The following is a 19,868-nucleotide window of genomic DNA, read 5'->3' on the forward strand; positions in this document are numbered from 1 at the left end:
AGCGATTGAAATTCCGTACGGTCTTTATTCAGTTAATTATAGGAATTCTGCTTTTAAGCATTCCGTTTATCACTTCGCCAGATTTGGAGTCGGGACTTCAACTGCTGAAGATAAAACCCTTTCAATATCATTTTACCGGTTATTTTTTACTGCTCGTATTTTTTTACAGTAACTATTACATTCTTATCCCCAGATTTTACATTTCTAAAAAATACGGTATCTATTTGGTGCTCCTTATTGGTTGTTATGCGGTAATATCGCTTTTACCTAACCTATTATTCGACCTGTCTGCCGGACCCGATTTTAACTCAGCGATAAAACCGCCTGAAAATACTCCCCAACCTTCCTTTCCTCCCTTTCAGGAAGGACCACAGCAGAGACCGGCAAATGCGTTTATTTCGCAACAGGCCTTGTTTAAATTTAGGGAAAGCTACATTTTACAATTTGCCCTTGTTACAGGACTTTCATTATTGATGCGCCTTAATACGCACTTAAAACAAATACAAAAGGAAAAATTGATAGCTGAAGTTTCTTACCTCAAAGCGCAGATCAATCCGCATTTTTTGTTCAATACCCTTAACAGTCTCTATGCACTGGCCCTTCGCAAATCTGACGAAGCACCGGAAGCGATTTTAAAATTATCGGGGATGATGCGCTATGTGGTGACTGAAAGCAACCACACCAGGGTAGCCTTAAAAAAGGAACTGGATTATTTAAACGATTATGTGGCCTTACAAAAACTGCGACTTGCGGCAAACGTAAAGCTTTCGTTTAAAGTAAAAGGGGAGCCCAAAAACCTCGAGATTGCCCCCCTTATTCTGATTACTTACATTGAAAACGCATTTAAATACGGCATAAATCCCGACGAGAATTCTGAAATAAACATAACGATCGACGTGAGCGAAAAGGGCGTTGAACTCCGGGTTACCAACCGTATTGTGATAACTAAAAATACCCTTTCGGCAGACTCCGGTGAAGGTCAAAGAAATACACAAAAGCGTTTAGATCACCTCTACCCTTCCAAATACGAATTATTTCTAAAAGAGGCTGATGGCTTTTATGAGGTAAAACTTTATCTTGAACTGGTATGATCAAAGCTGTTGCCATAGATGATGAACCCCTGGCTCTTGAAATCCTCGAGTCCTTCTGTGAACGTATAGACGGTTTAAAGCTTGAAAAAAAGTTTACGAGCCAAAACGAAGCTCAGCGCTACATCAATAAATTTGAAGTTGACCTGCTTTTTTTAGATATACAGATGCCCCGCCAAAATGGAATTGAACTCTACAAATCCCTAAAGCAGGAAACCAAAGTCATATTTACCACTGCGCACAGCGAATTTGCTGTTGAAGGTTTTGAGGTAAGAGCCAGTGATTATATATTAAAACCCATAAGCTTTGAACGTTTTAAGGAAGCCGTAGAGCGTGTGAAGCAAGAGCTTCAGCTTGAGCTCAACAACGTACGCTTCAATACCCATTTAAGTTTAAGGGCAGATTATAAACTGTATACAATACCTCTCGAGCAAATCCTTTTTATTGAAGCGATGGACGACTATGTAAAAGTAAAGCGATTAGGCAAACCTACTGTTGTTGCAAGGTCGACGATGAAAGGCATTTTAGAAAAATTGCCCGAAGCAAATTTTACCCGCATTCACAAATCGTATATCGTAAACAATTCAAAAGTTGAGGCTGTTAAAGCTAACTGCATCGAAATAGCCGGTACAGAATTACCTATCGGGAACACCTATAAAGAGCAGGTTTTAAGCCAATTCTCCGTTTAAAAAACGTATATACCGCAAAATTTCCGGTCTTTACCGCATCTTTTTTTTGGATTTACAGGGTACTACTACTTTTAGTTCTGTAAAAAAGAGAATTATGGATCGTAAAGAATTTTTAAAAGGCATAGGTCTTATGGGCCTGGCTGCAACGGGAGCAACACTATTTGCCTGTACTGTTGACTCTGACGCGCAAACCTCTGTATCAGAAGACGGGGATACGGCTGTATCTAACCCCGATTCTACCAGTTCTGAATGTGCAGTAACCAATTCTGAAACCGAAGGCCCATTTCCTACCAAAAACCCGGCTTCCTATGAACGCATTGACATCACAGGTGATCGTACGGGTATTGATCTGGCCATCAATATCGTGATCAGAAATGTAAATGAAGCCTGTGCGGTACTTGAAAATGCCATCGTAGATATTTGGCATTGTGATGCTGATGGTAATTATTCGGAATATGGAGGCACCGGTATGCAAAGTACCAATTACCAAAACTATCATTTTTTAAGAGGCAGGCAGGTAAGTGACGCCAATGGTGTGGTCAAGTTCAAGTCTATCTTTCCGGGATGGTATAACGGCAGGGCAACACACATACATGTTCACGTATACAGCGCTACCGGCAGCTCATTGCTGGTGACTCAAATCGCATTTCCCGAAGGCAGCGACAGCGCCGTCAACGCAGTAAATGCCGCATCAGAATATGGTTATACCAAAGGGATGTCTGGCTATACGTATAATGCAAATGACAATGTATTTGGCGACGGTGTAGCTAATGAACTCTCGACAGTGAGTGGCTCTATTGAAGATGGGTACACCCTGGATCACATTATCAATGTGAGGGCCTAAACCAGAACCTTTACATTTTATCAATAAGAAAGCTGTTGGGGGTATTTTACATTAAAGGTCCCCTATCCTGTTAATATCCCCTTCAGTTTTAAAACAATGCTTCTCATGGATATTAAAGAACAATCACCCGCTCAGTTTTACCCCAAAAAAGGAAATCTTACACCCGGACGCGAAATACGCGCAATAGGCAATTCTAATGACCTCGGCTCTATCGAACTTTTTTCTGATGTCGTATTGAAACAAACCGAAAGAAGCAGCAACTGGTTTTCAGAATCCGGAAACGTGTTGATCCTTCCGCTTTTTGGGGCACTTGAAGTCAGGGAAAACAATAAAACCGGGTTTATTCACATCAACCAGATTGCCACGTTTCCGGTAAAAGCGGGGACTAAAATGGAATTTAAAAACGTCTATACTGATGATTCTATTCGGTTTATAATGATCTTTCGGAAAGGTGAGGATGTAAAAAGGCCTCAAACTGAAAATTATACTTTTTCCTCCGTAAACAGGCTTCAGCAAATCTATAAAGACACTTTCAGCATTTTAAATTTGGGACAGTTTACAGGCCGAACGGAAGCAGCATATACCCGTTCGAAGCCAGACAAAAGCTTTTTTGTCTATGTCATTCAGGGAGCTTTTGAAGTTGAGGAACGTCTCCTGGAAGCGGGGGAAGCGATCTACTTATGGGATCAAACAGAGCTTGAATTGGAGGCCCTTTCCAATAACGCGTATTTGCTGGTGCTTGAATTCTAAAACCTGAGTTCCCTATCCTGAAATATGAAGCTTTTTGAGCACTTCGTCTTTATAGGTTTCTCCAATAGGAATGCGCATTTCTCCTATAATCACCCTGCTTTTCTGAACAGCCCTTATAGCATTGATATTTACAACATAACTTCGGTGTACCCGTATAAAACTGGCTGCCGGTAATTTATCAAGAAGCTCCTTAAAACTGCTTAACGTTAAGATTGCCTTAGTCTGGCTGTAGGTGTATATTTTGATATAATCCTTCAATCCCTGCAGGTATTTAATGTCTGCCGTATCGATTTTGATATTTTCATATTCAGACTTAACAAAAATAAAATCAGGCACATTTTCCTGTACAATACCTGAAACCTGAGATTTAGGCTCTGCTTGTTTGCTTATGGAGTCGTACTTCTCCCTGGCCCGGCTTACAGCTTTTAGAAATCTATGAAATGGAACCGGTTTAACGAGATAATCTGTCGCGTTGAGGTCAAAGCCTTCGAGGGCGTATTGCGGGTATGCTGTTGTAAAGATAAATTGAGGTAAGCGGTCTAAAGATTTTACGAGTTCTATTCCCGTGAGGTTTGGCATTTCAATGTCTAAAAAAACCAGATCTATAACCTCATCACTGCTTAAGATATTGACGGCGTCTAAAGGACTGGTGCAGCGAGCGACCAGTTCGATTCCTTCAATCTTCTCGAGATAGGAAGACAATACATCTAATGCCAGAGGCTCGTCATCTACAATAATGCAACGCATCAATTAAGGTTTAGTCTCAAATGTACTATAAATTTTGAGTCTTCCTCATAAACCTTGAGCTGATGGCTTTCCGGATAGAGCAGCTTTATACGATCTGTGGTGTTTTTGAGTCCGATACCCGAGTTGTGAAGGTCTGCTTTGCGGGTACCAATAAGGTTTTGGCAAACAAAAAGAAGTTCACTCCCTTCTACTGTGATAACAATGCGCACCTCGGTATTGCCTTTATAATCTGTACCGTATTTAAATGCATTTTCTATAAACGAAATGAGCAGCAAGGGCCTAATTTTTTGGTGGGTCACCGTTCCATGAATATTGAGGGACACATTTTCATTATTTGCGATGCGCAGGCGCTGCAGGCGCACATAATTTTGCATATAGGCCAGCTCATCTGCGAGAGACACATACTCATTGTCTGCCTGATAAAGCATATAGCGCATAAGCTCTGAAAGCATGATCACTGCTTCTGAAGCTTCTTCAGATTTTTTGTTGATGAGGGAATAAATACTGTTTAACGAATTGAACAAAAAATGCGGACTTAATTGATTTTTAAGGTAATGCAATTCTGTTCGGGTTTTAAAAGCTTCTATTTCCTTTTCTTCGACAAGCGTGCGACTCCATTGCTCATAAACTTTTACGGCAGTGCCAACTACAATGAAACTTAAAGAGATTAAAAGAGGAAACAGGTATTTTAAAATGCTGAAAAAAGGAGGTTCTGGACCAAATCCCCGGGGCGGCTTAGGGACTCCGCCACGGGGCTGGTGCAAGACCAATTCTCTTAGTCCCAAAATAAGAACCAGCAGGATGAGAATACTCAATATATAAAGCCAGGTTCTTTTTCTCAGTAAAAGATAGGGAACCAGTACGAGGTAATTGATGTAAAAAAGAAGCAGATTGACCAAAAGAATTGTAGCCGACAGAGCCGGGAACCTATCGGTATTCCAAAAGACCTCAACTGTAAAGAGGCATAAAAACAGGAGCCAAACTCCTGCGTGCAATACTAATTTTCTGGTCACGGTATCTGTATCTTTATTTTTGACAATCTAAATCGATCCCCAAAGCCTTCAACTCGGGTTCTGAAACTGCAGGGTTTTGATGATCGTTTAATTTTTTAAGGACAAGCCTGGCTGTCTTTTCTGCATCCTGTTTTGTACAGAATGCCCTTTCTTTGGTTACAGCCGGTATAAACGCCTGTTTTATTAAAATATGGCCGTGATCTACGATGGCATATCCATAGCCCTGCTCGGTCTCAAAAACATGCGTATAGACCTTATCTTCTCTATATACAAGCCAAATGGCTATCACTAACAGAATTATATTTAATGAAATCCCCAGGTATAAAATTGTGCCTTTATAATTCATATTTCAGCAGTCTAAACGTCTTTTAAAAAAACCCGGGATGCCGAACATCTGTATATTTAAACACCCCGGGGGAAACAAAACTCAACTATTAATCTTCATCGTCATATTCCTGTTGAGGAAAAAGTTCATAAGTATCATCAAGGTATAAACTTCCGGTTCTGCCCAAAGAGACAATACCTTTAAGCCCGGTGCTAAAACCTACGGCGTCCTGTCTTGCTGTAGCTTCAAGTGCTGTAATATTTTCCCATTCATCAAGTAAGGGGTCATATTCCCAGGTACTTGCCAAAGCCCCAGACTTGTAACCCGTAACGATATAACCCAGGCCATCTACTGCAAAACTTACCGCATTTGATCGGGTAATATCATAATCATCTTCTTCATCAAGATCTGTGAGACGCGCCCAATCTCCTGATGCGGTGTCAAAACTCCAAAAATCGGTAAGGTATTGCCCGTTTGTAACACCTGTACCAAAATAGATAAGACCGTTAATTTCAAAAGCTGTTGCATCCCGGCGCTTATCTCCGCCAAAGCCTACAAGTTCCTCCCACGTATCTGCAACCGGATCATATTTCCAAAAGTCCTTGCGGTCGTTATCACCATCATAGCCCGTACCTATATATCCATAACCATTGCCGCTAAAAGCTGTGGCTGCCCTGCGCACACCTCCGCCAAAATCAGACTTTTGGATCCATTGATTGGTATCGGGGTCGTAAGACCAAAAATCTGCCAGTTCATTGTCCCCGTCATAACCGGTACCCAGATACCCCAATCCATTAAGGGTAAAGGCCTTTGCCGAACTTCTGGCTGTTCCCGGAAAATCTGCCTTTTGAACCCAGTAATCCCCGTCAATATTATATTGCCAGAAATCGGACAGATAATCATCCCCATCATAACCTGTACCCATATAACCATAATCCCCAATGGTAAATGCAGCAGCATTGCTACGCGGCACACCATCAAAAACCGATCGTTCCTGCCAGTTTCCCCGATCGCTGTCATCATCATCTGAACTACAACTGCTTGTCACAAAAAGCAGGATGATCAAGGTTAAACCTAATTGATTGTAAGTCATTCGTTTCATAATTTTTATTTTGGAAAATTGAATTTAATTCCGGCTGAGAAAATGGGGCCGGCACCCATATTTAGCTTATAATCTGTATCGCTTTGACTTTCATAAAGCCTTAAATCGTTTGTAAACAAATAGCCGCCGCCCAGTGAAAAACCCCACGAATCGTCTACCCTATAAGTATAGTCCAGCCCCAGCTGTTGGCGGGATAGCCCGGCTTTCGTCATTGTATAGCCATTTAGCGCAACCTCTTTGGGGATGTAGAAGTAGTCGCCGGTAAAGCTGAAGGAAGTGCTTAGTGTTCCGGCGGCTGAAAGGGGATAACTTATTTGACTATTGGGAAAACCTAAGTTGACCTTGAATTTAGAGGTTTGAAAGGCTATTTCAATCAAAGGGAGCAAACTTAGGTTACCCAAAGGCGAGTCATACTGAAGTCCTAAACGCAATCGTGCAGGATTCACCAGACCCCATTTATAAATCAGTGATGAGCTACCCGTAACAACCATTTCATCTGCATTGATTCCGGAAGCCCAGGATGCTTCGGCAGTTGTTTGCAGTTTTAAATTGGAATTGAAGGAATAGCCTGCGGTCATACTTACAAATGCATTATTTACCTGTTCAAAAAGGGTGAAATCGAAAGGTGCGTTATCCCAGTAGTCAAAATTATAATGGCGTAATCCCGGAGTGAATGCGAGCTTTAGGTTTCCCAAATCAACAGGTACATTTAAAGCTACCTGAAGCTGACTGGTGGAGCCAACCTCTTTTGAGGCAGGAATGAGCTGATAATCCAATGTTCCCACCAGTGTGCTATCCTGAGCGAAAACCACAGTACCAAGCCCTAAAAAAATAATCATACTTATAAACCTGAACATTATGCGCTTTTAATTTGAGCCAAAACTAGATTTGGATGCCTATGCATTCCAAATTGATTAGATAGGTAGTGCATTTATGTCTGCCTATACCTGATTTTTATCTATAAACAGGGCCTTATTGGACTGGTAGATTAAAAATGAGCTTTAGTGGGCTTTATTTCAGGTTTTGTCTATCGCATTTGAACAGCAGCGTGCTGGCTTTTAGGTTTGCTCAAAATTTAAAAGCTATGTCTAGAAATAAGTCGACACTTCTTACTGCCATTATAATAGCACTACTTCTGTTTATGTCGTGTTCTGAAGAAGATGCGAGTATTACAGTGGGGGAAGATTGGATACAAAGTGATACGCGGGTCATTTATATTGACACTATAGAAGTAAACAGCAGTACGTTTAAATTTGACTCGCTTGCCGTTTCTTCAACAGACCGTTTACTTTTGGGATCCTATCAAGATCCCATTTTTGGTAAGACCGAAAGTAAGATATTCACTCAATTAGCTAACAGCACCTATACGCTTGACCGTGATGCCGTTTTTGACTCTATCGCTTTAATACTCCACTTTGATGACTATTATTACAATGATACTACCCAGGTACAAAGCCTGAAGGTTTATGAGTTACTTCAGAGCATAAAACCCAGTGATGACGGGTCTTTTTATACGACTACCTCTTTCGATTATGATGAAAACCCTGTAGGTGAGTTAGTTTTTATACCGGAACCAACTCGCGAAGATTCGTTGCATTTGCGCCTTAACGACTCTTACGGGCGCTTGCTCTTTTCGGAGCTTAGAGATAACGAAATTAATAATTCTGATGAGTTTCTAAATGCCCACCGTGGTCTGCTTCTAAGTCCGGGAGCCAACAACACGGTGATTTTAGGTTTTCTACCCACAAGTTCCGTACGTCTGTACTACTCCCTGCCCGATGAGCTGGAAGATGACACTCTAAACTACTTTGACATGGATTTTAACAGCAGTTATAGTTTTCATGCTATAAGCAGCGATCGTACAGGGACCTATTTTGAAACCTTAAAGGATCAGGAAAATGTAGTCTCCTCGACTGAAGCCGGTGGCATGAGTTATGTACAGGGCGGAGTGGGACTGGCTACCCGCATTGAAATCCCAAATCTTTCGGGTTTAGATTATATTGAGGGCAAGGGTACTTTATTAAGCGCAAACCTTTTTATCTCTTTAAATACAGATACAGAAACCAGCCTCTTACCGGCAGGTGAAAGCCTTTCTGCATACATACTCGATAACAAAAATGAGATTTTAGGCACTTTATATGATTATGAAGGCAACGAGGTTATTGCCAGTGTAACAACTCAATCTTCAGAGTTTTCCCAACTCACTTACGGCCTCCCCATTCATTATTTTCTGGATCAAAAGCGCTCGGCAACCAATGGTGACAATTGGTATTTAACACTTACCGGTACAGAACAGTCCCAATCGGTAAACCGGTATGGCCTGTTTGGTCAGGACTCTTCAAATGATAACCTAAGATTACAAATTCAACTTATTTATGCAGTATATGACCAAGACTAAAGTACTATTGTACGGTTTATTTTTACTCACAGTCGTCAGGCTAAGCGCACAGAGCAACGCCTTGTCAGACTCTCCTTATTCGGTATTTGGAATAGGTATTCCCAATGCATTTAGTACCGGTAAAACCAATGCATTGGGAGGAGCGGGCATCGCTCTAAAGTCTGATAATTCACTTAATGCACTCAATCCGGCATCTTTGGGAGCAATGCCTGTCAAACATTTTTTCTTTGATATTGGCTATACTTCACAGTACACGAGTTTGAGTCAGGGCTCCCGCAATGGAACCCAAAGCATTTCGAGCTTTTCAAATCTGGCGATGGCATTTCCGGTAACCAAAGAATCTGCTGTGAGTCTGATCCTGGCTCCGTACAGTAAAGTGGGTTATAATCTTAGCGGTGTTACCACTAGTATCGAGGGGTCTACATCCTTTTATACTTCAGATGTGGAAGCAAACGGCGGCGTTAACAGTCTCGATTTAAATTACGGCTATAGTTTTTGGGATAAACTGCGCCTTGGAGTTACAGGGACCTATTATTTCGGTAAAACAGAACAGACTACCTATAACGATATTTTGGGTTACTCATTAGACATACAGGAAGAAAGCCGCTATACGGGCTATCGCCTGGGTGCTGGTCTGCAGTTTGATTTAAATCAAAATATCTCCCTTGGTTCTACTCTAAAACTACCTGCTACGCTCGAAACAAACCAAAAAAGTATTATATCTCAGGATTATGATGATGATATAACCGACGAAACCAGTCTTGATAATTTTGATTTGCCTCTGGAAATAGGCTTTGGTCTCGAGTTTAAATTCGGTAAAAACTATGCATTCTATACCGATTACATCCGCAAGTCCTGGTCAAATACCCAACAGGCCGATGCCCTGGATTATTATAAGGATCAGGAAGAATTTAAAGCAGGTATTACCTTTACACCACATCCGGGAGGACTTTATTACTGGCAAAATATTGAATACCGCGCCGGAATAAATTACGATACCGGCTACCTAACTATTGAAGGAACAGATATCGATCAATATTCCCTAAGTCTGGGGCTGGGTTTACCCGTAAGCCGTAGCGGTTCAAAACTGAATTTAATGTACTCTTATGGGCAAAACGGAACACGTTCTAACAATCTCGTATTTGAAAAAATACACAGCCTTTCTATTAATTTCAGTTTAGACGGGATTTGGTTTGTAAAGTCTAAGTACAATTAACAGGTTAAAAAACAGCTTTTTGATTTATAATAAAATGACAGCAAGAGCTCTGCAGATAGGAAAAGAAAATCAGGAAAGTAAATTTGCTGAGCAACTGTTGAACTAGATACCCAACAATTCAGCTTTTCATTTAAGATTGCAAGGTCTTCTTACACCTAAAAGGCTTATTCGATAAACACTTTTCCGTTTTTAAACTTTTGATCGAATTGCAGAAGTCTTTAACTATTTCCGGTATAATTTAAAAAAACAAAAAAACCTTCAAGTTTAAAACTTGAAGGTTTTCGTTTTTACAAGTGATCGCGAAGGGATTCGAACCCATCTGAAATCACCCGTATTTATTGTCTTTACCAAAGTTAACCCTGCATTTGTTAACCGAATTGTGAACCAGTTTTATTAAATGGCCAACGTCTAATTAATTCTCAGAAATATATTCAAAACTAATTATAAGGGTCGCAATAAAACTTAAAAAAATTAGACTTGAAAGAAATTACAAATTATTTCCATTTTATATTTATAAGTTGTTAACTTTCAGAAGATTAATCACAATTACTTTACTAAGACTTACTGAGATTTGGATTTCTCTTCAAAAGAAAATCATAAATTATTCTATATCCATAACTAGTTTTTATTACGTTAATACGTTGGGGTATGCTTTTAGTCTAAAAGTTAAAACTTATTAAGTAACTAATCAATAATTTTACAAAGTACTTTAGCTTAACCTGAAGCTATTTCTAAGATTTAAGTTAGATTATCTATTAAAGTAAATGCAATCATTATCCGAAATAGGATCTATATCTTTTTTGGTTATTGAATCCTAATTATGGCACAAGAAAACCAAGATTTTTATATGAAGAATAAAAGAACATCTATTAAGGACATTGCAAAGGCCCTCAATGTATCTATAACAACTATTTCATTTGTACTTAATGGAAAAGGTGAAGAACGAAAAATATCGAAAGAAGTTATAAAGAAGATTGAAGATTATGCTGAGCAAGTAAACTATAGACCAAATCAAGTAGCTCAAAGTTTGCGAACTGGAAAAAGTAAGATTTTGGTTTTTATGGCAGAAGATATTGGAAACATTTTTTTTGCGAAAATTGGAAGAATCATCGAAAACATAGCCTACAAAAAAGGATATAAAGTCTTATTTGCAAGCACAGATAATGATGACGTTAGGTCTAGAGAACTCATAGATGTTTTTCACGAACGACAGGTTGATGGGTTCATTATTGTTCCTTCACCAGGAATTAAAACAGATATAGAACGATTAATAGCTTCAGACATTCCAGTAGTACTATGTGACAGGCATTTCAAGGATCTCGATTCCAACTACGTTATGCTAAACAATTATGGTGCATCTAAGCGAGCTACAGATCATTTAATAGAAAATGGCTATAAGAATATTGCATTCATTACAATTGATACCGAACAGAATCAAATGATAGAAAGGGCACAAGGTTATATAGATACAGTTCAAGCTGCACGACTCCCGGTCAACGTAGTGTCCATTCCATTCAGCGAGACCAATACAGAAAAAGGAAAGATAATTTTGAGAGAAGCTTTCAGTAGTAAATCCTCTAATATAGATGCAGTATTATTTTCTACTAATTATTTAACTCAGAATAGTCTGGAACTATTTAACGAGATTAGTCCTTCTTTAATGCACGAATTAGGCATAATTACTTTTGATGACGATCCCTTTTTTAAGATAAACACTCCTTCAATCTCATCTGTCGCACAACCACTACAAGAGATTGGTGAAGAATGTATGCGAATTATATTTAAACTGTTAAAAGATAAGGATCGTAGAAATACCACAAAAACAAAAGTTGTTTTGGATGCTCTTTTAATTGCTAGAGACTCAAGTCAAAGAAAGAAAAATTTCTAATTCTCCTCAATAAAATCAATTATAAAAACAGGACTAGAGCCATTCTCATCTTGATCATTTCGCCAAAAGGTTATTGAGTTTTAAAAGCATGCTTCCTTAAGCTAAAAACTTAATTTTAGATTAATTAATAAAAAATTAAGTTAATCCCTTGTTAAGTAAAACGTTTTACTTAATTTGGCAAAACGTTTTAGTATTAAAATTAACTTAAATCAGAAATTTGGATGAAAAAAAAATTCCTCAATGATGAGAAGTGTTATTTTACAGATGATGCTCATGCTCGGCAGCACGTATTGTTTAAAAAAATAATATTCTTACTTACTTTAGTCCTTTGTATTGCTCATACCAATACAGTATTTGCAATACAATCAAATACAATAACTGTAACGGGTAACGTAACAGATTCACAAGGCGTCCCTCTTCCTGGTGTGAACATTCAAGAACTCAATACCACCAACGGTACACAAACAGATTTTGATGGAAATTATTCTATTACTGTTGAAAGTGGAGATGCAATTTTAGTCTTTACTTATGTAGGTATGAAAACTGCCGAGATACCGGTTAACAATGAAACAAAAATTGATGTTCAAATGGCTAACGATGCTCAATCTTTGGATGAAATTGTTCTCGTAGGTTACGGTAAACAGAAGAAAATAAGCGTTGTAGGTGCGCAATCCACTATTAAAGCTGAAGAACTGGAACTCCCCGTAGCTAACTTAGGAACTATGCTCGCAGGAAGAATTTCAGGTATTACAGGAGTTCAGCGAGATGGGCTTCCGGGATTCGATGGTGCAGACTTATGGATACGGGGTATCTCAACCTTTGGTAATGCAAGCCCTTTAGTGTTGGTTGATGGTGTTGAACGTTCATTGGACAATATTAACCCCCGTGACATAGCTTCATTCTCAATCCTTAAAGATGCCTCTGCTACCGCTGTTTATGGTATACGCGGTGCAAATGGCGTAATTCTAATAGAAACAAAGAGAGGTAAGTTAGGAAAACCACAAGTGACTCTAGACTATTATGAGGGTCTAAGTTATTTTACCAAGATCCCTGAAGTTGTTGATGGCGTTCAATATATGAATCTTACCAACGAAGCTTTAACGACAAGAGGAGAGGTACCTAAGTATAGTCAGGAATATATAGACAATACAGCTGCAGGAACTAACCCGCTGTTATATCCTAATGTAGATTGGATAGACGAGGTGTTTGAAGATTATGGCCGTAATAGGCAAGCGCTAGTAAATGTGAATGGTGGATCACAAGATGCACAGTACTATGTATCTTTAGGTTACTATGACGAGACTGGTCTTTTCGTTACAGATGGTCTCGAGAGTTATGATTCTGGAACTCGTTTTAAACGCTATAATTTTACTTCTAACCTTACAGTAGATGTTACTAAAACAACAAAAATCAATGTAGGTATTCAAGGTTATCTTTCCGAAGGAAACTACCCTGGAGTTGATGTAGGAACTATTTTTAGTGCCGCCCTTGAGGTAAACCCTGTAGAGTATCCTGTACTTTATCCAGGTGGATTTGTTCCTGGTAAAAGTGCTAATGGTGGCCTGCGTAACCCGTATGCCGATGTTGCTTTAAGAGGTTACAGAACTCTTACCCGTAATCAACTTAATACCAATTTAAACTTAACACAGGAATTAAGTTTCATTACGGAAGGACTGTCTTTTAATGGATTGTTTGCATTTGATACATATAATGCACAGGATTTGAGGAGAGAAAAAAGAGAAAGTACTTATTTTGTTGATCAGGACTTTCCAATTACTGAAAATGGAGAACTTGTTTTAAATGAAACCTTTACATCAGGTAGTGAATTTTTAGGCTACTCTAATGCCAATGGAGGTAATAGAAGGTTTTACTCTCAAGTTTCTATAAACTACGACCGCACATTTGGTAAGCATTCGGTAAGTGGTTTACTTCTTGCTAACCGTTCGGATTTTTCTAATGCATTTGCCGGAAACTTTACAGATGCTATTCCTTTTAGAAATGAGGGCCTTGCAGGTAGAGCAACGTATTCGTATGATGATCGCTACTTTTTTGAAGTCAATGCAGGTTACAATGGTTCTGAAAATTTCGCACCAAATAACCGTTATGGCTTTTTCCCTTCTGTCGCCGGAGGATGGGTGATTTCAAACGAAACATGGTTTGAGCCTGTTAAGAACACTATCGACTATTTAAAAATTAGATATTCTGACGGTCTTGTTGGATCAGATTCTGGAGCAGGAAGATTTTCTTACCTAAGCCGTGTGGAGGGTTCTGGAGGTTACACCTATGGGTCTAACGGAGGAAATTTCATAGGAGGGATTGCTGAAACTTTTATCGGAGTAGATGTACGCTGGGCAGAAGCCAGAAAACAGGATTTGGGTATTGAATTTAATGCATTCAATAATGATTTAAGTGTGATTTTTGACCTCTTTAAAGAACGTACTGAGGGTGCTTTTCTTAATCGTAGTGATATCCCAAACTACATTGGTCTTAACTCAGATCCGTTTGGCAACCTGGGTATTGTAGAAAATAAAGGATTTGATGGTACTATAAGTTATAATACTCGTATAGGTCAGGATTTGAAGCTTGGTTTCAGAGGCACATTTACGTACAATGAAAACAAAATAATTGAAAATGGTGTTCCAAAACAGCCGTTCCCCTGGTTAGATCGACGTGGTACTGGTTTAATAGCCAATTTCGGATATGTTGCAGAAAGGTTATTTACTCTTGAAGACGATGTTGATGGAGATGGATTTATTACACAAGAAGAAGATGGTTTTCCTACACAATTTGGTCAAATCCAACCTGGAGATATAAAATATAAAGATCTCAATGGAGATGGTCAGATCGATGCATTTGATCAACAGGTCATAGGTGACGGAGATGTTCCAAAACTTACTTATGGTTTTGGTATTACTGCTCAATATAAAAGCTTTGATCTAAGCTTGTTCTTTCAGGGACAAAGTTTTTCAGATCGATTTATAGGTGGAGCTGGTATTCAACCCTATTTAGGAGACGGTGGAGAAGGTACATTCTATGTGGCTGCATTAGATAGATGGACCCCAGAAAATAATAATCCATATGCAACTACTCCACGACTTTCTTTTGGTTCCTCATCTACGGGATCTACTAATAACAGACAAGCAAGTACCTGGTGGCTTCGCGATATAGATTTTTTAAGACTTAAAACAGCTGAAATAGGTTATACTCTTCCTGCTAGTCTTACAGATAAAGTTGGCATTAACAATCTTAGAATTTATATGCGAGCAACAAACGTCTTTACACTAAGTAAATTTGACATTTGGGATCCGGAGCTTAATACAAGCAACGGAAGTGTGTATCCCAACATATCTGTAGTCGCACTAGGCGGAACCTTCCAATTCTAAAGTTTTTTACTATGACAGCTAGAATAGGAATATACACTAATGATAAAAAACTTAATATGAAAAAATTATTTATAGCCTTTACGAGTCTAATATTGCTATCATGCAATAATGATTTCTTGGATCAGGTCCCTGATGATCGCTTGACTTTTGAAGATACGTTTAACAAAAAAAATACCGTACAGCAATATCTGGCAAATATTTACTCCCGCATTCCGAATGAGTTTCAACAACGAAGTCTTGGGGCAAATTCAGGCCCTTGGATTGCAGGATCTGATGAAGGAGAATACGTTTTCAATTCTAATTTTGCTAACCGTCTTAATACAGGGGACTGGAATGCCACCTCTTTTGAAGTAAGCCGTCTGTGGACAAATTTCTACAGAGGTATTAGAGCCGCATCAACCTTCATTGCAAATGTTGAAAAATGTCAGGACTGTACACCAGAGGATATTTTACAATATACTACAGAAGCTCGTGTTTTGAGAGCATTTTATTACTATAACCTCATGCGTACCTGGGGTCCTGTAATTTTATTGGGTGATTCCCCAATCCCACCTGATGCTAATCTTGATGAGCTTGGTTTAAAAAGAAATTCAATTGATGAGGTTTCTGCCTATATAGTTTCTGAGATCGATCTTGCTCTACAGGCTTATCCTGACATTAGATTTGAAATTACTAGTGATGACGGTCGCTTACAGGCTCCTTTTGCTATGTTTGTTAAAGAAAAAACTCTTCTTTTTGCAGCGAGTCCACTTTTTAACGGTAATACAGACTATGCCGACTTTGTCGGGCAGGATGGAGAGAACCTAATCGCACAAGTTTATGATCAGCAAAAATGGAAAGCTGCTGCAGATGCTTGCAAAGATTTCATTGACACTTATGTCCCTACTCGATTCAGTCTTTTTACTGTACAAAATGATGATGGTTCTTTAAATCCTTATTTATCGGTAAGAGATGTAATGATTACTGATTATAATGAAGAAATCATTTATGCACGCCCACGAGGCGGCCAGTTATATCATTATGATATAACACCTTATCATTTAGGTGCTGCAGACCCGGGTAACCGCGGGGCTGGTGGTCTTGCCGTAACTCAAGAGGCTGTTGATGGATTTTTTACTTCGAATGGAAGGTCTATTGACGATCCACAGGCTAACTATGTGGAAGATGGCTTTTCAAATTTTCAGGCTCCTTATGATTTTACACCACGCACCACATATAATCAGTGGGCAAATAGAGAACCTCGCTTTTATGCGTGCGTAACTTATAATGGTTCTTTATGGTTAAACCGAGGTAGTGGTGATCTCATAACAAAGACATGGTATGAAGGAAACTCTGGTAGAAGAGCAGGTACCAATGACTACTCACCCACCGGATATATCGTTCGTAAAAACTTTCCTGTGGGACAAGGCTGGCCATTTAGTGATAGAACCTTTCCTATGATGAGACTGGCAGAGTTGTATCTGGATTATGTAGAAGCACTTAATGAATATGATCCTGGCAATCCAGACATACTACTGTATTTAAACCGTATACGTACACGTGCAGGAGTTCCATTATATGGCTCAACAAGCCTTGCTGCTCCAGCAAATCAGACAGCAATGCGTGAAGCCATACGTAAGGAGCGACGCGTTGAGCTTTTTGCAGAAAACGCACGGTACTTTGACGTACGTCGTTGGAAAATTGCAGATGAAGTATTAGATGGGCCTTTTCATGGAATGGATATTAATGCACGTAATGAAGCAGACTTCTACAACAGAGTCGTTTTTGAAACGCGAGTTTTCAGACCTCAGGATTATTTATGGCCTATTCCCCAAGATGAATTAAATGCAAATCCTTCTCTTATTCAAAATCCAGGATGGTAAAAAATATTGATATGTATAAAAATTTTATTTGTTTGAGTTTAGCCTTCGTGATATGTTCTTTTGGGTTCTCCCAAAAGAACAAACTCACGATAAGTTATCAAAATGATGATACGACATTGAGTAATGATATTGAAGTAGGCTTTAAGAAAATAGTCTATACCAACTATCCTAAACTGATGAAAGACTTTAATCCTAAAGCTCGTACCGATTTAAAAATAAAAATCGACACTGCCTATAATGGAGTTGCTTATGCACATAACGGGCAAGTCGTTGTAAGTTCTAAATGGATGCACAGCAATCCTAAAGACCTTGATCTTATGACTCATGAGATCATGCACATTATTCAATCCTATCCGGGAGGAGCCGGACCGGGATGGTTAACTGAAGGAATTGCAGACTATGTACGTTTTAAATATGGTCTAGACAATGAAAGTGCAGGATGGAGTTTGACTCCTTTTGATGCTAAGCATCATTACACTAACAGCTATCGTATAACCGCTAGATTCTTAGAATGGGTAAGTCAGCATTATGACGATACGATTGTTTACAAGCTAGACGACCACCTAAGGAATAAAACTTATTCTGATTCTCTTTGGAATAAATATACCGGGTCTACTCTGGATGAACTCTGGGAGGCATATACTCAAGACCCAAAAATTAGCTAATCACGCGAATTAAAAAATCGCTTCAATAACCGCTTTTAAGGATTTAAAATCAAAAATCATGAAATATAAAACTTTAAGATATCTCTTTCTTGCTTTTGTGGTTGTGCTCATGCACGCTTGTGGGGAGGATGATGCCTCGCTCATCGATGGGTTACCAGATTCCATAATCAATACCGACCCAGAAGGATCTCCGCCAAGAGCACTTACAGAAAACTGGAATGGCCACGATGAAGAATTAATTAGACAGAACTTTACGACCCCAGTTGCAGTTTATTATGATCCCGAAGTAAACAGGGAAATAACTTGGCCCTTTGAATTTTACACAAATGCCTGGGGATACGTAACACGTACTTACGGATCTTTTGGGCCTAATAACTACTTATATGTAGTTGGTCACGGGGAAGATAAATCTACATTTATAAAAACCTATTTAGAAGAGGATGCAGGAAAGCGGAATATTATCGACTTTCCTATACTAAATACTGAAATTACTCCAGAAGTTAAAGATACCTCTATAAGCCTTATGGGTGAGCTTGTAGAAACTGGAAGTAATGGTGTATTTCGATCACCGGCAGCAGCACTTTGGCAAACTAAATTTCAGGAAATATTCTTGTATGACTTTTATCTCGCTAATGATATGCAATCTGATGCAGATCGTGTCAAGGCTGAATTCTCAGAAACCTCAGTAGATTATCCGAATCCAGATTCCTTCTGGTTTAGAGACTGGTTTCTTCCTATTTACGAAAACTATGGGGGTGCTGCAACTTTAAGAAGATTTTTTAATCTGGTAGCTGCAAACTACCCAATAAATGGGGTCACTTATCAGGGAGATATGACATTAGGTGAACTTGTTCATTTTTTTAGCGGAGCAACAGGAGATGATCTTGAGCCTCTTGCAATGCAAGCTTTTGACTTTGGTGAGCAAAATGAACAGGAACTTTTAATAGCAAGAGGGAGATATCCTAACCTTAATTACCCTTTTGTCCCAGCTTCAGAGTTAATTGATGTAACTAGTGAAGGTATGGCAACGATAGAAGTTTCTAAAGATAATGACGGGGGTGCAACAGCTGCTGAGGGTTCTTTAAAACTGATTGACAATATTGCTGAAGGAAATAACAAATTTCTCACGGGCGGATTCCCACAGGACTTTTATATGCAACAAAATTTTGAATTTCCTGTTGTCGTTAATAGATATACCTTGACCTCTGGTAATGACGTTCCTGGAAGAGATCTTAAAGACTGGAGGCTTCTGGGATCACTTGATGGCGTTCAGTTTGAAGAGCTTCACAGTGTGAGCGATGAGACGTTTAGCTCTAGAAATTTGACTAAATCTTATGAATTTCAAAATAGTAAAGCCTACAGACATTACCGGATTGTTGTTGAAGCTAATAATGGCGACGGAAACATACAACTAAGTGAATGGAGGTTACTGAATCTGAAGTTAATTACATTTGGTCCACAAGACATTACTGATCTTGCTAATACTTCTGTAAGTCGAGAAAATAGAAATGGTGCTACTTCAAACGAAGCATCGTTCCGTGTTACAGATGGAGATACAGGTACCAAATTTTTACTTTTTGATTTCAATAGTCCTGAATGGATTCAGCAGGAATTTCAGAATCCAGTACGTGTGACTAAGTACACTCTTACGTCTGCAAATGATGCCCCAGGCAGAGATCCTGTCGAATGGACACTTTCCGGATCAAACGATGGTACCACATTTACTGAAGTAGATTCAAAATCTAGCCAGTCTTTTGATTCTAGAGGACAAACTCGTAACTTTTTGATTACAAACGAAAACAGTTACAAATATTACAGATTAGAAATTCTTGCTAATGGAGGTGACGGACTCTTCCAATTAGCTGAATGGCGACTATTCGCTGAATAACCTTTAATTA

General features: G+C 39.0%; 16 protein-coding genes. 11 read left to right on the forward strand and 5 right to left on the reverse strand.

Annotated elements, in window-relative coordinates; all coding sequences use genetic code 11:
• Positions 1-5 precede the first annotated feature (5 nt).
• From ACSSS3_RS17555 to ACSSS3_RS17570, 4 genes are all read left to right on the forward strand, one after another.
• Entirely contained in the window at positions 6-1,091 is a 1,086-nt protein-coding gene (locus ACSSS3_RS17555; RefSeq protein WP_442845718.1) for a sensor histidine kinase, read from the forward strand.
• Positions 1,088-1,777, forward strand: a complete 690-nt coding sequence (locus ACSSS3_RS17560) for a LytR/AlgR family response regulator transcription factor (RefSeq protein ID WP_442845719.1) — start codon at positions 1,088-1,090, stop codon at positions 1,775-1,777. Before ACSSS3_RS17555 ends, ACSSS3_RS17560 begins: the two co-directional genes overlap by 4 nt.
• Before the next feature lie 94 nt (positions 1,778-1,871).
• Positions 1,872-2,621, forward strand: coding sequence for a dioxygenase family protein (locus tag ACSSS3_RS17565; protein ID WP_442845720.1), 750 nt, complete (start codon positions 1,872-1,874; stop codon positions 2,619-2,621).
• 105 nt (positions 2,622-2,726) lie between these two features.
• A complete protein-coding gene (locus tag ACSSS3_RS17570) occupies positions 2,727-3,371 on the forward strand; it encodes a hypothetical protein (protein ID WP_442845721.1) in 645 nt (214 codons plus the stop codon).
• A 12-nt stretch (positions 3,372-3,383) separates the two neighbouring features.
• On the opposite strand, the gene ACSSS3_RS17575 is transcribed toward ACSSS3_RS17570, so the two are convergent.
• The 5 genes from ACSSS3_RS17575 to ACSSS3_RS17595 all read right to left on the reverse strand — a co-directional run bounded on the left by ACSSS3_RS17575 (position 3,384) and on the right by ACSSS3_RS17595 (position 7,415).
• Positions 3,384-4,118 (reverse strand): LytR/AlgR family response regulator transcription factor, encoded by a 735-nt coding sequence (locus tag ACSSS3_RS17575; protein ID WP_442845722.1) that lies wholly within the window; start codon positions 4,116-4,118, stop codon positions 3,384-3,386.
• Positions 4,118-5,131 (reverse strand): sensor histidine kinase, encoded by a 1,014-nt coding sequence (locus ACSSS3_RS17580; protein ID WP_228230161.1) that lies wholly within the window; start codon positions 5,129-5,131, stop codon positions 4,118-4,120. Before ACSSS3_RS17580 ends, ACSSS3_RS17575 begins: the two co-directional genes overlap by 1 nt.
• Positions 5,132-5,144: 13 nt before the next feature.
• Positions 5,145-5,477: a DUF4907 domain-containing protein gene (locus ACSSS3_RS17585; protein ID WP_442845723.1), complete on the reverse strand. Its 333-nt coding sequence runs from the start codon at positions 5,475-5,477 to the stop codon at positions 5,145-5,147.
• 88 nt (positions 5,478-5,565) lie between these two features.
• Positions 5,566-6,558, reverse strand: a complete 993-nt coding sequence (locus ACSSS3_RS17590; RefSeq protein WP_442845724.1) for a Kelch repeat-containing protein — start codon at positions 6,556-6,558, stop codon at positions 5,566-5,568.
• A 5-nt stretch (positions 6,559-6,563) separates the two neighbouring features.
• The gene (locus tag ACSSS3_RS17595; RefSeq protein ID WP_442845725.1) at positions 6,564-7,415 is read right to left on the reverse strand and encodes a hypothetical protein; all 852 of its coding nucleotides are present in this window, start codon (positions 7,413-7,415) and stop codon (positions 6,564-6,566) included.
• A gap of 227 nt (positions 7,416-7,642) precedes the next feature.
• Here ACSSS3_RS17595 and ACSSS3_RS17600 point away from each other — a divergent pair, with 227 nt between their 5' ends.
• From ACSSS3_RS17600 to ACSSS3_RS17630, 7 genes are all read left to right on the forward strand, one after another.
• Positions 7,643-8,956 carry a DUF4270 family protein gene (locus tag ACSSS3_RS17600; protein ID WP_442845726.1) on the forward strand — a complete coding sequence of 438 codons (1,314 nt, stop codon included), beginning with the start codon at positions 7,643-7,645 and terminating at the stop codon, positions 8,954-8,956.
• Positions 8,943-10,172: an OmpP1/FadL family transporter gene (locus tag ACSSS3_RS17605; protein WP_442845727.1), complete on the forward strand. Its 1,230-nt coding sequence runs from the start codon at positions 8,943-8,945 to the stop codon at positions 10,170-10,172. Before ACSSS3_RS17600 ends, ACSSS3_RS17605 begins: the two co-directional genes overlap by 14 nt.
• A gap of 820 nt (positions 10,173-10,992) precedes the next feature.
• Positions 10,993-12,060 (forward strand): LacI family DNA-binding transcriptional regulator, encoded by a 1,068-nt coding sequence (locus tag ACSSS3_RS17610; RefSeq protein ID WP_442845728.1) that lies wholly within the window; start codon positions 10,993-10,995, stop codon positions 12,058-12,060.
• A gap of 221 nt (positions 12,061-12,281) precedes the next feature.
• Positions 12,282-15,443: a SusC/RagA family TonB-linked outer membrane protein gene (locus tag ACSSS3_RS17615; protein ID WP_442845729.1), complete on the forward strand. Its 3,162-nt coding sequence runs from the start codon at positions 12,282-12,284 to the stop codon at positions 15,441-15,443.
• A 56-nt stretch (positions 15,444-15,499) separates the two neighbouring features.
• Positions 15,500-17,305 carry a RagB/SusD family nutrient uptake outer membrane protein gene (locus ACSSS3_RS17620; protein ID WP_442845730.1) on the forward strand — a complete coding sequence of 602 codons (1,806 nt, stop codon included), beginning with the start codon at positions 15,500-15,502 and terminating at the stop codon, positions 17,303-17,305.
• Between the two features lie 32 nt (positions 17,306-17,337).
• The gene (locus ACSSS3_RS17625) at positions 17,338-17,970 is read left to right on the forward strand and encodes a basic secretory protein-like protein (protein WP_442845731.1); all 633 of its coding nucleotides are present in this window, start codon (positions 17,338-17,340) and stop codon (positions 17,968-17,970) included.
• Between the two features lie 58 nt (positions 17,971-18,028).
• The gene (locus tag ACSSS3_RS17630) at positions 18,029-19,858 is read left to right on the forward strand and encodes a discoidin domain-containing protein (RefSeq protein ID WP_442845732.1); all 1,830 of its coding nucleotides are present in this window, start codon (positions 18,029-18,031) and stop codon (positions 19,856-19,858) included.
• Positions 19,859-19,868 lie beyond the last annotated feature (10 nt).

The sequence above is a fragment of the Leeuwenhoekiella sp. H156 genome, assembly GCF_052218455.1.
Lineage (GTDB): Bacteria > Bacteroidota > Bacteroidia > Flavobacteriales > Flavobacteriaceae > Leeuwenhoekiella > Leeuwenhoekiella parthenopeia.

Bases quoted from the DNA above. Each gene is read 5' to 3' on its own strand.
- ACSSS3_RS17560 (WP_442845719.1), top strand. From the start codon at position 1,088: ATGATCAAAGCTGTTGCCATAGATGATGAACCCCTGGCTCTTGAAATC.
- ACSSS3_RS17565 (WP_442845720.1), top strand. From the start codon at position 1,872: ATGGATCGTAAAGAATTTTTAAAAGGCATAGGTCTTATGGGCCTGGCT.
- ACSSS3_RS17570 (WP_442845721.1), top strand. From the start codon at position 2,727: ATGGATATTAAAGAACAATCACCCGCTCAGTTTTACCCCAAAAAAGGA.
- ACSSS3_RS17575 (WP_442845722.1), bottom strand. From the start codon at position 4,118: ATGCGTTGCATTATTGTAGATGACGAGCCTCTGGCATTAGATGTATTG.
- ACSSS3_RS17585 (WP_442845723.1), bottom strand. From the start codon at position 5,477: ATGAATTATAAAGGCACAATTTTATACCTGGGGATTTCATTAAATATA.
- ACSSS3_RS17590 (WP_442845724.1), bottom strand. From the start codon at position 6,558: ATGAAACGAATGACTTACAATCAATTAGGTTTAACCTTGATCATCCTG.
- ACSSS3_RS17595 (WP_442845725.1), bottom strand. From the start codon at position 7,415: ATGTTCAGGTTTATAAGTATGATTATTTTTTTAGGGCTTGGTACTGTG.
- ACSSS3_RS17600 (WP_442845726.1), top strand. From the start codon at position 7,643: ATGTCTAGAAATAAGTCGACACTTCTTACTGCCATTATAATAGCACTA.
- ACSSS3_RS17605 (WP_442845727.1), top strand. From the start codon at position 8,943: ATGACCAAGACTAAAGTACTATTGTACGGTTTATTTTTACTCACAGTC.
- ACSSS3_RS17610 (WP_442845728.1), top strand. From the start codon at position 10,993: ATGGCACAAGAAAACCAAGATTTTTATATGAAGAATAAAAGAACATCT.
- ACSSS3_RS17615 (WP_442845729.1), top strand. From the start codon at position 12,282: ATGAAAAAAAAATTCCTCAATGATGAGAAGTGTTATTTTACAGATGAT.
- ACSSS3_RS17620 (WP_442845730.1), top strand. From the start codon at position 15,500: ATGAAAAAATTATTTATAGCCTTTACGAGTCTAATATTGCTATCATGC.
- ACSSS3_RS17630 (WP_442845732.1), top strand. From the start codon at position 18,029: ATGAAATATAAAACTTTAAGATATCTCTTTCTTGCTTTTGTGGTTGTG.